Below are 12679 nucleotides of genomic sequence, written 5' to 3' on the forward strand. Positions count from 1 at the left end.
TCGACTCGATATCGTGAGGTGGGACAACCAGCGAGTCGAGGGCAGCGGCGAGCAGTCGCTGTTCGGGGTCTCCGGGCTGATCCGGTCGGTGCGGTCCCCGGAGTTCGCGGGCGTGACCTTCCACGAGGTCCGCGCCCGATCGGTGCTCAACAAAGTGCCCGCGGCGTCCGGGGTGCCGTTTCGATGGACGGTCAACCCCTACCGCGGGTGCTCGCACGCCTGCCGCTACTGCTTCGCTCGCAACACGCACACCTACCTCGACCTCGATGCGGGTGCGGACTTCGACAGCCAGGTGGTGGTGAAGGTCAACGCACCCGATGTGCTCGCCGCCCAGTTGCGCAGGCCCGGGTGGGCCCGCGAGCACGTGGCGATGGGCACCAACACCGATCCCTACCAGCGTGCGGAGGGCAAGTACCGGCTCATGCCGGGGATCATCACGGCGCTGGCACGGTCGGGTACGCCGTTCTCGATCCTGACCAAGGGCACGGTGCTCACCCGCGACCTGCCGCTGCTCGCCGCGGTCAGCGCGGACGTGCCGGTCGGGCTGGGGGTTTCGATCGCGCTGCTGGACAGGGACTTGCAGCGCGCACTGGAACCCGGCACGCCGAGCCCGCAGGCGAGGCTGGAACTGGTGCGCAGGGCACGGGACGCGGGGCTGCCGTGCGGGGTGTTCGTGGCGCCGGTGCTGCCCGGCCTCACCGATTCGCCTGCGGCGCTGGACGGGTTGCTGGCGGCTGTGGCCGACGCGGGCGCCACCGGGGCCACCGTGATCCCGCTGCACCTGCGTCCTGGGGCGCGTGAGTGGTTCGGCCGATGGCTCGCCCACGAGCATCCCGAGCTGGTGTCGCGCTACCGCGAACTGTACGGGCGGGGCAGCTATGTCGGTGCCGGGTACCGGCGCTGGCTCGCAGCCACGGTGACGCCGCTGCTGCGGCGCCACGGGTTGGCACCGCGTTCCGGGGGACAGGAGCGCGGCGTACCCGGCGATGACGAGGCCGATTGGCCCGGCGGCAGCGTGCCGGAGGGGGAGGGCGCGCGAACGGGCGGGGAAGGAGGCCAGTTGAGCTTGCTGTGAGCCTCGCGGTTCCCGGTGCGGTGGGGCGAGTCGGCGTGGTGTGCGCCTCAGGTGATCGTGGTTCCTCGTGCGAGGACGTGTTCACGGTCGGTGAGGAGTCGGGTGGTCGGGACGGGAAACCTGGTGGCGTCGGACCCGGGCAGGTTCGTTAACCTGTGCGGTCGGGGCAATGACCGACCAAACAGACCCGACCACCGCTTTCGAGAGGATCCCGCGAAGTGCTTCGCACCCACGACGCCGGCACCCTGCGTGCCGAGCACGTTGGCCAGACCGTCACCCTCACCGGCTGGGTGGCTCGGCGGCGCGACCACGGCGGGGTGATCTTCGTCGACCTGCGGGACGCCAGCGGTGTGGCACAGGTGGTTTTCCGCGAAGGTGAGATGGCCGAGCGGGCGCACCACCTGCGGGCCGAGTACTGCCTGCGGGTGGTCGGCGAGGTGGCCCGAAGGCCGGAGGGCAACGAGAACCCCGACATCGCGACCGGTGACATCGAGGTGCTCGTCACCGACCTGGCGGTGCTGTCGGAGTCGGCGGTGCTGCCGTTCCCCATCGACGACCGGATCGACGTCGGTGAGGAGACCAGGTTGAAGTACCGCTACCTCGACCTGCGCCGCAGCGGACCGGCGCAGGCCATGCGGCTTCGCAGCGAGGTCAACCGCGTCGCGCGCGAGGTGCTCCACGAACAGGGCTTCGTCGAGGTCGAGACGCCGACGCTGACGCGCTCCACGCCGGAGGGGGCCAGGGACTTCGTGGTGCCCGCCCGGCTGCGCCCTGGTTCGTGGTACGCGCTGCCGCAGTCGCCGCAGCTGTTCAAACAGTTGCTCATGGTCGGCGGCCTCGAGCGGTACTACCAGATCGCCCGCTGCTACCGGGACGAGGACTTCCGCGCGGACCGGCAGCCCGAGTTCACCCAGCTCGACATTGAGATGAGCTTCGTCGAGCAGGACGACGTGATCGCGCTCAGCGAGCGTGTGCTGGCCGCGCTGTGGCGGCTCGTCGGGGTGGAAGTTCCCACGCCCTTTCCGCGCATCACCTACGCCGAGGCCATGGCCAAGTACGGCACCGACAAGCCCGACCTGCGGTTCGGTCTCGAGCTCACCGAGCTGACCGAGTTCTTCGCCGACACCCCGTTCCGGGTCTTCCAAGCCCCCTACGTGGGCGCGGTGGTGATGCCCGGCGGGGGCGACCAGCCGCGGCGCCAACTGGACGCGTGGCAGGACTGGGCGCGGCAACGTGGCCACAAGGGGCTGGCCTACGTCTTGGTCGGCGAGGACGGCACGCTCGGCGGTCCGGTCGCCAAGAACCTCGCCGAGCACGAGCGGGCCCGCCTCGCGGACGCGGTGGGCGCACGGCCGGGCGACTGCGTGTTCTTCGCGGCGGGCAGCGCCAAGGACGCCCGGCACCTGCTCGGCGCGGCGCGCGTGGAGATCGCGCACCGGCTCGGCCTGATCGAAGACGCCGCGTGGTCGTTCGTGTGGGTCGTGGACGCGCCGCTGTTCGAGCCAGCCGAGGAGACCGACGATGTCGCGATCGGCTCCGGCAGATGGACCGCGCTGCACCACGCGTTCACCTCACCCACCCCGGAATGGATCGACAAGTTCGAGACCGACCCCGGCAACGCGCTCGCCTACGCCTACGACGTCGTGTGCAACGGCAATGAGATCGGCGGCGGCTCGATCCGTATCCATCGAGTCGACGTGCAGAAGCGGGTCTTCGAGGTGATGGGCATCTCCGAGGCGGAGGCGGAGGAGAAGTTCGGATTCCTGCTCGACGCCTTCGGGTACGGTGCCCCACCGCACGGCGGCATCGCGTTCGGCTGGGACCGGATCGTGATGCTACTGTCCGGGTCGGAGTCGCTGCGTGACGTGATCGCCTTCCCGAAGACCGGCGGTGGCGACGACCCGCTGACCGGCGCACCCGCGCCTATCACGGCGGAGCAGCGCAAGGAAGCCGGTGTCGACGCCAAGCCGAAGCAGCGCGCGTAGCGCCTCCCGCACGAGCCGCAGCGCGGGCGATCACCTCCTGGTCAGCGTCACTCCTTCACTAGTAGGGTCGTGAACAATGATTGTGGATGCCTCCTCTACCGACGACTCGCCGGTCGGAGCAGGAGAGAAACCGCTACCTGTCGACTCCGCGGTCGCGGCCGCGGAGTCGGTTCTCGCGCAACGCTTCGGTAGTTCGGTCCGCCTTGTCGACGCCGAGGACCTCGCGGGCAGCGGTCCCGCCACCGTGGTCAGGGCGCGGGTGGCCTCGTCCTCGTTCGCGCTGCCCCGCACACTCGTCATCAAGCACTACCCCGGGTCGCCACCTCCCGGCGGGCCGGACCCGTTCGCCAGGGAGGCCGCCAGCTACCAGCTGTTCACGGCGCTGCCGCCGGAGGAACGCATGTGCCCCGAGTTGCTGGCGCACAACGGCGAGCAGCGGATCCTGGTGATCGACGATCTCGGTCGCGCCCCCACCCTGCAGGACAAGCTGCGTAGCGGCGACAGTCGGGCCGCCGAAACCGCACTGTTGTCCTGGGCGCGCTCGCTCGGCAGGATGCATTCGGCCACCGCGAGCCGGGAGGCCGATTTCAACGCGCTGCTGCGTAGGCTGAGCGGCAAGGGCAGGGTCGAAGACGGCTGGCGTGGCGAAGGCGCTGACACCGGCCTCGGCGACGACGCGCTGCCGTTCGAGGCCGTCACCGAGCTGACCGTGTTGCTTCGGGACAACTTCGGCGTGTCCACGCCCGAGCCGGTGCGTGACGCGGTGGAGCGGGCGGGCGAGCACGCCAGGTCGGCGTGCTACCGCGCGTTCAGCCCGGTGGACCTGTGGCCGGACAACAACCTGGTCACCAGCGGCGGAGTCCGGTTCCTCGATTTCGAGCGCGGCAGGGTCCGCAGCGCGCTCGCGGACGCCGCTCACCTGCGGGTGCCGTTCGCTTCCAGCCCGGACCCGCTGGCGCTGCCCGCGGGGATGAGTGAGGCGATGGTCGCCGCATGGCGCGCCGAGGTGGTCCAATTGTGGCCCTCACTGGCTGACGACGAAACCCTGGCCGCCTACCTGCTGGACACGCAACTGGTGCAGGTATGGCTGGCGACCTGGCGGGACCTGCCCGGCCTCACCGGAGTGCGGTCGGCCTCGCCGAGCAGCCGGGCCGCAGCCCTGGTCACCTGGTGGCGCGACCTCGCCCAGTACGCCGAGCGTGGTGGTGCCGATGCCGTGGCCGAGCACGCCGCGACCGTCGCGAGCGCGCTCGATGCGCGCTTCGGCCCGAAGCTCGCGCTCGCGCTGTACCCGGCGTTCCGCTGAACCGCGAGTCCCCCGCTCCGGTCCGCGAGTCCTGCGTTCTCGCCTGTGAGTTCTGCGTTGCGGCCCGTGGGTCCGGCGTTCCGGCTCCCCCGGGGCGGGCTGGTGAGTGGCTCCGCACGGCCGTGCGGGCGGGATGCGTCGGACGAGCGGGCGGACACTGCGGGACGGACACTGCGGGACGGACACTGCGGGGCCTTGGTGGCGAGGCCGTGGCAGGCGAGGGGCGGACCCGCACTGGCACCGATCGTTCGCCGTACCGTCCTGACGGCGTTACCCCGGCATCACCGCCGGTGAGCCCACGTACTCCATCGTCATCCACGTGCCAAGCGACATTCGCCCGGCGCGGCGACTGGTGGTGGTCGGTGATTCGACGGCGGTCGGCCTCGGCGACCCGATGGCCGACGGGACGTGGAGAGGTGTCGGGCCGCTCGTCGCCGGCGCCCTCGGTATCGCGCCCGACGGGTACCTGAACTGCTCCTTCACCGGTGCGCGCGTTCGCTGCGTGCTCCGCGATCAACTACCGGCCGCCCTCGCCCACCGTGCCGATGTCGCCCTCGTGGTAGCGGGCATGAACGACACGTTGCGTTCCGACTTCGACCCGCATGCGGTCGCCAGCGACCTGCACGGTGTGCTCGCCGAGCTCGTCGCCGTGGGCACCGTGCCCGTGGCCGTGCGGTTCCACGACCACGGCAGGGTTTTCCGACTGCCCGCGCCACTGCGCCGGGCGTTGCGCGACCGGATCGCCGAACTCAACATCGCCGTCGATGCCGCGGTGCGGGCGGCGGGCGTCCCGTGTGTCGATCTTGACTCCCTGCCGGGTACCTACGACCTCACGTCGTGGAGCGTGGACCGGCTGCACCCGTCCGAGCTCGGGCACCGGCTGCTGGCGAGGGCGTTCACCGAGCGGCTGCGCACGGTGGGCTTCGCGGTCACCGCGCCGGTCAGCCTTACCTGCTCCGGTGGCGCCACCACCACGACCGTCGACCATCTCGGCTGGCTGATCACCCGTGGTGTGCCTTGGCTGTGGCGGCGGGGTCGTGACCTGGTTCCCCACGCCGCCGGGATCATGCTCAGGTCCGCGGCGAGCCGAACCCGGGCGTCGCTGTCCGCGAGCCGCCTGCCGCGACAGGCCCACGACAGCGCACCGACGGCCACGGGCTCCGCCACGGACGGGGCGGCCCCGGCCGTCGGTGCCCCGGGCTAACGTCGGGGTGTGCACCAAGACGAACTGTTCACGGTGAACCCGGACGTGGCCCCGCCGCCGGAGCAGCCGGACCGGGCCCCACGGCCGCAGCCGCCGCCGCCAGGCGCGCTACTCGCGGTGCGGATGCGGCCCCGCACCCTGGACGAGGTCGTGGGGCAGCGGCATCTGCTCACCGACGGCGCGCCGCTGCGCAGGCTCGTGGAGGGCGCCGCCCCGGCGTCGGTGCTGCTGCACGGCCCTCCCGGCACCGGAAAGACCACCCTGGCCAATCTGGTCTCCACGGCCACCGGCAGACGGTTCGTCGCGCTGTCGGCGCTGTCGGCCGGGGTGAAGGAAGTCCGCGGTGTGATCGAGGAGGCCAAGCGTCGCCGCCGCTACAACGGCGAGGACACCGTGCTGTTCATCGACGAGGTGCACCGCTTCTCCAAGACTCAGCAGGACGCGCTGCTGGGCGCGGTGGAGGACCGCACGGTGCTGCTCGTGGCCGCCACCACCGAGAATCCCTCGTTCTCGGTGGTGGCGCCGTTGCTGTCGCGTTCGCTTGTGCTGCAACTGCGCCCACTGACCGATGACGACATCCGCGACGTGCTCGCCCGCGCGTTGACCGAGCAGCGCGGGTTGGCCTGCCGGTTCCAGGTCACCGACGAGGCACTGGACCACCTGGTTCGGTTGGCCGCGGGGGATGCCCGCAGGGCGCTGACCGCACTGGAGGCCGCCGCCGACGCGGCGTCGGCCACCGACCACGGCACCATCGAGCTGGCCACCGTCGAGTCGTGTGTGGACAAGGCCGCCGTGCGCTACGACCGGGACGGTGACCAGCACTACGACGTGACCAGCGCGTTCATCAAGTCGATCAGGGGCTCCGACGTCGACGCGGCGCTGCACTACCTTGCCCGCATGATCGAAGCGGGGGAGGACCCCCGGTTCATCGCAAGACGCCTCGTCGTGCACGCCAGTGAGGACATCGGTATGGCCGACCCCACCGCGCTGCAGTCCGCGGTCGCCGCCGCCAGCGCCGTGCAGTTCATCGGCATGCCGGAGGGCAGGCTGGCGTTGGCGCAGGCCACCGTGCACCTCGCCACGGCGCCCAAGTCGAACGCCGTCATCACCGCCATCGACGCCGCCCTCGCCGACGTGCGGTCGGGCCGGGTGGGCACGGTGCCGCCGCACCTGCGCGACGGCCACTACGCGGGCGCCACCCGGCTGGGCAATTCCACCGGGTATCGCTACCCACACGATGCCACCGAAGGCGTGCTCGCCCAGCAGTACCCGCCCGACGAACTGGTCGGCACGGACTACTACACCCCGACCCAGCGCGGGGCGGAACGTGCACTGGCCGAGCGGGTGCCCAAGCTGCGCCGAACCGTGCGCGCGCACCAGCCGCGACAGCCGTGACGGGTGTGGCCGTGGTGTCTCGCGAGGTGCGTGAACACCATGTGGTCAACGACCGGCAGGGCGCTCCGGGCTCGGCCGACGACGCGCGGTAGCCTGACGCCCGAATCGGCGTCGTCACCGAACCTTAGGAGGGCACGTGTCGGCAGGGCAGATCGCCGCGTTGATCGCCGCGGGCGCCTTCGTGTTGCTGGTGTTGTTCGCGGCGATCGCGTTGGTCAAGCTCGGCCGCACGCTCGACGAGGCCACGATCGCCATCCGCAAGGCACACGAGAACACCGACCCGTTGCTGCACGGGGCCAACGACACGATCACGCACGTCAACACCCAGTTGGAGCGAGTGGACGGCATCACGGCGAACGCGCAGGCCGTCTCGGGTAACGTGTCGGCGCTGTCGTCGGTGTTCACGGCCACGCTCGGCGGGCCGCTGGTCAAGACGGCCGCGCTGTCGTACGGCATCACCAAGGCCGTGCGGGCGCGCCGCAAGGGCAAGGACGGCGAGGGTAGGCACTCCCGCCGCCGCCGGAAGGGCGGTAGGGGATGAGGAGGCTGTTCTGGCTCGGTGTCGGTGTCGCCACCGGGGTGGCGCTCACCCGCAAGGCCGGTCAGGCGGCTCGTCAAGCCACTCCCGCGGGGTTAGCCTCGAACGTAGGTGACGCCGTGAGTGAGCTCGCGAGCGCCATCGGTGCCTTCGGCGCGGATGTCCGTGCCGGAATGAGCGAGCGGGAGACCGAGCTGAACGACATCGTGGAACAGCGCAGTGGCCTGCCGGTACGGCGGGGCGCCACGCGCCAGGCGGCGATCGAGCGGGGTGGGAGGCACTCCGCCTCGCAGCCGCGCGCGCGGCGAGCGCGCCGGGCGGAGAGCTGAACCGGGAAGCCTTCCGGTACGCCCTCCGCCGCAGCCGTCCCCGATCCCGGCTCGGGCACCGGTGAGCGTGCCGACGAGCCCATTCCCGAGGAAAGCCAGTGGAAACACACGAGATCAACAAGCGGTTTCTTGACTACTTCGAAAAGCACGGTCACACCAGGGTTCCCAGCGCCTCGCTGATCCTGGACGACCCGACCCTGCTGTTCGTCAACGCGGGCATGGTGCAGTTCAAGCCGTACTTCCTCGGCGAGGTGCCGCCGCCCTACCCTCGCGCCACCAGCGTGCAGAAATGCGTGCGCACCGGCGACATCGACGAGGTCGGCAAGACCACCCGGCACAACACGTTCTTCCAGATGGCGGGCAACTTCTCCTTCGGCGACTACTTCAAGGAGGGCGCCATCGAGCGAGCCTGGGAACTGATCACCAGCTCCCAGGACGAGGGCGGGTTCGGGTTCGACCCCGACCGGCTGTGGGCCACCGTCTACGAGCACGACGCCGAGACCGCCGCGCTGTGGCGCGAGGTCGCGGGCCTGCCGTCGGAACGCATCCAGTTCCGTGGCGCCGAGGACAACTACTGGGACATGGGGGTGCCTGGCCCCGGTGGGCCGTGCTCGGAGATCTACTACGACCGCGGTCCCGAGTTCGGCAGGGAGGGCGGCCCCGTCGTGGACGAGGACCGCTACCTCGAGATCTGGAACCTCGTGTTCATGCAGGACATCCGAGGCGAGGGCAGCCCGAAGAAGGGCCACCCGGTCGTCGGTGAGCTGCCGAGGAAGAACATCGACACCGGCATGGGGGTGGAGCGGGTCGCCTACCTGCTGCAAGGTGTCGCCAACGTGTACGAGACCGACCTGGTGCGGCCGGTGATCGCGCGGGCGGAGGAGTTCTCAGGGCGCCGCTACGGGGCCGACCACGCCGACGACGTTCGCTTCCGGGTCATCGCCGACCACGCCCGTTCCGGCGCCATGCTCATCGCCGACGGCGTCACCCCCGGCAACGAGGCGAGAGGGTACGTGCTGCGCAGGCTGCTGCGCCGTATCGTGCGCTCGGTGCGGTTGCTCGGGGTGCACGAGCCCGTACTGCCGGAGTTCGCCGCGGTGGTGCGTGACGCCATGGCACCGTCCTACCCGGAGGTGGCGCGCGACTTCGACCGCATCAGCGACGTGATGCGCGTGGAGGAGGAGACCTTCCTTGCCACTCTCACCAGCGGTTCGCGCATCTTCGACCTGGCCGCCGAGGAGACCCGCCGCTCCGGTGGCACGATGCTGGCGGGCGACAAGGCCTTCCAACTGCACGACACCTACGGTTTCCCCATCGACCTGACGCTGGAGATGGCCGAAGAGCAGGGCCTTTCGGTCGACGAGCAAGGCTTCCGCACGCTGATGGAGCAGCAGCGGCAGCGTGCCAAGGCCGACGCGGCCGCCCGCAAGACCGGCCGGGGCGACCTCTCCGCCTACCGCAAGGTGCTGGAGCAACACGGGGAGACCGAGTTCCTCGGTTACACCGACCTGCAGGCAACAGCCAGGGTCATCGCGCTGCTGGAGGACGGTCGGCCCGCCGCCGTGGTCGGTGAGGGACACACGGCGGAGTTGGTGCTCGACCGCACCCCGTTCTACGCCGAAAGCGGTGGCCAGATCGCCGACACCGGCGTGCTCGTCGGCCACGGTGTCGAGCTGAATGTGCTGGACGTGCAGAAGCTGGTGCCCGGCCTGTTCGTGCACCGGGTCGAGGTGGTCGGCGGCGAGGTCGCGCTGGACACCGAGCTGGTCGCCTCCGTGGACGCCACCCGCAGATCCGCCATCGCGCGCTCGCACTCGGCCACTCACCTGGTGCACGCCGCTGTGCGCGGCGCGTACGACAGGCGCGCGGCGCAGGCAGGTTCGCTCAACTCCCCCGGCCGGATGCGGTTCGACTTCACCACCCCCGGCTCCGTGTCGGCCGACCTGCTGACCTCGGTGGAGGAGGAGGTCAACGACTACCTGCAAAGCGACGTCGAGGTGCAGGCCTACACCACCACCAAGGACAAGGCGCTGGAGCTGGGCGCCATCGCGTTGTTCGGCGAGAAGTACGGCGACAGGGTGCGCGTGGTCGACATGGGCGACTACTCCCGCGAACTGTGCGGCGGGACGCATGTCGGTCGTATCGGCGAGCTGGGACTGGTGAAGCTGGTCAGTGACGCCTCGATCGGTTCGGGAGTGCACCGCGTGGAGGCCCTTGTCGGCACCGACGCGCTGCGGCATGTGCGTAAGGAGCAGCTGCTGGTTTCGCAGCTCGCGGGCACGCTCAAGGTCCCTACCGAACAACTGCCAGGCCGGATCGAGGATGTGCTCACCCGGTTGCGCAACGCGGAGAAGGAGATCGAGCGGCTGCGCACGCAGCAGGTGCTCGGGTCGGCGGGTTCGCTGGCCGAGCGGGCGCGAGACGTCGATGGCATCGCTGTCGTGGCCGAGAAGCTCGACGGCGACGTCGACGCGGGCGCTCTTCGCGCGCTCACCGGAGAGGTCCGCAACCGGCTGGGTTCACGGCCGGGTGTGGTTGCGCTGTTCGCGCCGTCGGGTGAGAAGGTCAGCTTCGTCGTCGCCACCACGGCGGCGGCGCGGGACAAGGGCCTTGCCGCGGGCAAGCTGGTGCCGTCATTCGCCCAGGCTGTCGGCGGTCGCGGTGGCGGCAAGGCGGACATGGCGCAGGGCGGTGGCACCAACCCCGCCGGCGTCGAGCAGGCCATCGGCGCGCTGCGAGGCGCCGTAGCGGCAGGGTGAGCGATATCCGCCCTGACCGCCCGGGTGAGGACGACCCGGGGGTCGGTCGCAGGCTTGCCGTCGACGTGGGTTCCGTGCGGGTCGGTGTCGCGCTGAGCGATCCCGCTCCGATCCTCGCGACACCGCTCGTTACCCTGTCGCGTGATGCGGACGACGACAGCGATCTCGACGAGTTGGCCCGGATTGTCACCGAGAATGAGGTGGTCGAGGTGATCGTGGGACTGCCGAGAACGCTGGCCGACCGGCACGGCGCCGCCGCGGCGACGGCCGCCGACTACGCCGAACGCCTCGCGGGTCGGATCGCGCCGGTCGCGGTCCGGCTGGCCGACGAGCGGCTCACCACCGTCAGCGCCAGCCGGATGCTGTCGCAGCGCGGTGTCAAGGGCCGCAAGCAGCGCGCGGTCGTGGACCAGGCCGCGGCGGTGGAGATCCTGCAGGGCTGGCTGGACGCCAGGAGCGCCGCATTGGCGAGGGGGGAGACCCGACGATGACCTCTCCTCATGACGGTCGCAGGCGCGCCGCGCAGCCGCCGCAGCGGTCGGCGCCGACCGACCGAGGCATGTCACAGGAACCTCCGCAGCGCGGTGGCCCCGGTGACCAGCAGGTTCCGCGCCGCTCCGCGGGAAGGCGAGGACGGCGCAGCCTGTCGGAACCAGCACCGGCTCCTCGGCCGCCCCGGCGTGCCGACGAACGTGTCGTTCCACCGGGCCCACCGCCGGTGGAACGTGCGCCCCGGCCACCCGCCCGCCGTGCCGACCAGCGGCCGCGGCGCAGGCGCTCGCCCAATGACGGCGTGCCCGTGGACGAGAATCCCACCGACGTTCTCGAGCTGGATCTCGACGAGGCCTACGACGACCTCATCGACGCCGATGCCGCAGGTGACGATCCCGATGGCCCCGCCGACGACGAGCGTGAGCTGCCGCGCGGCGACGAGGACGAGCCGGAAACGGGACGGCAGGCCCGGCACGGCAGGCGGTTCCTCGGCTGGCTGGCGGCGTTGACGGTGCTGGTGCTGCTGGCGGGCGGTGCCTACTACGGTGCCCGCGAGCTGCTCGGGTTCGGCTACGCGGACTATGACGGCCCCGGCGAAACGGATGTCCTGCTGCAGGTCGAGGAAGGTGACTCGACCCGGGCGATCGCGACGAAGCTTGCGGAGCTAGACGTGGTGGCCAGCGCGGAGGCGTTCGTCGCGGCCAGCGAGGACGACCAGCGGGTGCTGGGCATCCAGCCCGGCTACTACGTGGTCAAGACGAAGCTGCCAGGCACCGACGCGGTGGCACGCCTGGTGCAGGACGAAGCGCGCGTGGGACAGCTTCAGCTACGCGCGGGCACACAGCTCGACGACATCACCCAGCCCGACGGCTCGGTGACACCGGGCGTGTTCTCGCTGCTGTCCAAGGCCTCGTGCGCGGAACTGAACGGCAAGAGCACCTGTGTGCGGCCGCAGCGGCTGCGCGAGGTCGCCGCCACCACCGACCTCGCCGAGCTCGGGGTGCCTTCGTGGGCGGCGGGCCCGGCGGCCGAGGCCGACCCAAGGCGAAGGCTGGAGGGCCTCATCGCTCCAGGCGTGTACGACGTGCGGCCGGGCTGGGACGCGCGCACCTTGTTGTCGGAGGTGCTGCGGGTGTCCAACGTCCGGATGCAGGCGGCCGGACTTCCCGACGGTGCGGGAAGCACCCCGCACAGCCCCTACCAGGTGTTGATCATCGCGTCGTTGGTGGAACGGGAGGGGGTGGAGCACGACTTCGGCAAGGTCGCGCGCGTGATCTACAACCGGCTGGACATCCGGATGCACCTCGGCCTCGACTCCACCGTGAACTACGTGCTCGACCGGCCGGAAGTGCGCACGACCGGCGAGGACCGCGCGCGAGAAGGGCCCTACAACACCTACCGCAACTACGGCCTGCCGCCGACGCCGATCTCCGCGCCGAGCGCGGAGGCGATCAAGGCGGCACAGGACCCGGCCGACGGTGACTACCTGTACTTCGTGAAGTGCGAGACCAACGGGCTGTCGTGCTTCTCGACCACGCAGGCCGAGCACGACCGCAAGGCCGAAGACGCGAGGAACCGTGGGGTCTACTGACGCCA

At 70.8% G+C, this 12679-nt stretch carries 10 protein-coding genes; all 10 read left to right on the top strand.

Annotation, left to right across the window (positions count from 1 at the left end; all coding sequences use genetic code 11):
* The first annotated feature begins 13 nt into the window (after positions 1-13).
* A complete protein-coding gene (locus tag FHU38_RS09865) occupies positions 14-1075 on the top strand; it encodes an Rv2578c family radical SAM protein (protein WP_167169262.1) in 1062 nt (353 codons plus the stop codon).
* Positions 1076-1293: 218 nt separating this feature from the next.
* Entirely contained in the window at positions 1294-3060 is a 1767-nt protein-coding gene (gene aspS / locus FHU38_RS09870) for an aspartate--tRNA ligase (protein ID WP_167169266.1), read from the top strand.
* A 76-nt stretch (positions 3061-3136) separates the two neighbouring features.
* The gene (locus FHU38_RS09875; RefSeq protein ID WP_167169269.1) at positions 3137-4366 is read left to right on the top strand and encodes a phosphotransferase; all 1230 of its coding nucleotides are present in this window, start codon (positions 3137-3139) and stop codon (positions 4364-4366) included.
* Between the two features lie 319 nt (positions 4367-4685).
* Complete coding sequence (locus tag FHU38_RS09880) at positions 4686-5570, top strand: SGNH/GDSL hydrolase family protein (RefSeq protein ID WP_390623257.1); 885 nt, start codon at positions 4686-4688, stop codon at positions 5568-5570.
* Between the two features lie 9 nt (positions 5571-5579).
* A complete protein-coding gene (locus FHU38_RS09885) occupies positions 5580-6965 on the top strand; it encodes a replication-associated recombination protein A (RefSeq protein ID WP_167169272.1) in 1386 nt (461 codons plus the stop codon).
* Positions 6966-7101: 136 nt separating this feature from the next.
* A complete protein-coding gene (locus FHU38_RS09890) occupies positions 7102-7506 on the top strand; it encodes a DUF948 domain-containing protein (RefSeq protein ID WP_009154984.1) in 405 nt (134 codons plus the stop codon).
* A complete protein-coding gene (locus FHU38_RS09895) occupies positions 7503-7832 on the top strand; it encodes a hypothetical protein (protein ID WP_167169275.1) in 330 nt (109 codons plus the stop codon). The genes FHU38_RS09890 and FHU38_RS09895 overlap by 4 nt, the downstream gene beginning before the upstream one ends.
* A gap of 98 nt (positions 7833-7930) precedes the next feature.
* Positions 7931-10591: an alanine--tRNA ligase gene (gene alaS, locus FHU38_RS09900; protein WP_167169278.1), complete on the top strand. Its 2661-nt coding sequence runs from the start codon at positions 7931-7933 to the stop codon at positions 10589-10591.
* The gene (gene ruvX, locus FHU38_RS09905) at positions 10588-11082 is read left to right on the top strand and encodes a Holliday junction resolvase RuvX (protein WP_167169280.1); all 495 of its coding nucleotides are present in this window, start codon (positions 10588-10590) and stop codon (positions 11080-11082) included. The genes alaS and ruvX overlap by 4 nt, the downstream gene beginning before the upstream one ends.
* Complete coding sequence (gene mltG / locus FHU38_RS09910; protein WP_167169283.1) at positions 11079-12674, top strand: endolytic transglycosylase MltG; 1596 nt, start codon at positions 11079-11081, stop codon at positions 12672-12674. The genes ruvX and mltG overlap by 4 nt, the downstream gene beginning before the upstream one ends.
* The last annotated feature ends 5 nt before the right edge of the window (positions 12675-12679 follow it).

Source organism: Saccharomonospora amisosensis, from assembly GCF_011761185.1.
In the GTDB taxonomy this organism is placed as follows: domain Bacteria; phylum Actinomycetota; class Actinomycetes; order Mycobacteriales; family Pseudonocardiaceae; genus Saccharomonospora_A; species Saccharomonospora_A amisosensis.

Bases quoted from the DNA above. Each gene is read 5' to 3' on its own strand.
- FHU38_RS09875 (WP_167169269.1), top strand. From the start codon at position 3,137: ATGATTGTGGATGCCTCCTCTACCGACGACTCGCCGGTCGGAGCAGGA.
- FHU38_RS09895 (WP_167169275.1), top strand. From the start codon at position 7,503: ATGAGGAGGCTGTTCTGGCTCGGTGTCGGTGTCGCCACCGGGGTGGCG.
- mltG (WP_167169283.1), top strand. From the start codon at position 11,079: ATGACCTCTCCTCATGACGGTCGCAGGCGCGCCGCGCAGCCGCCGCAG.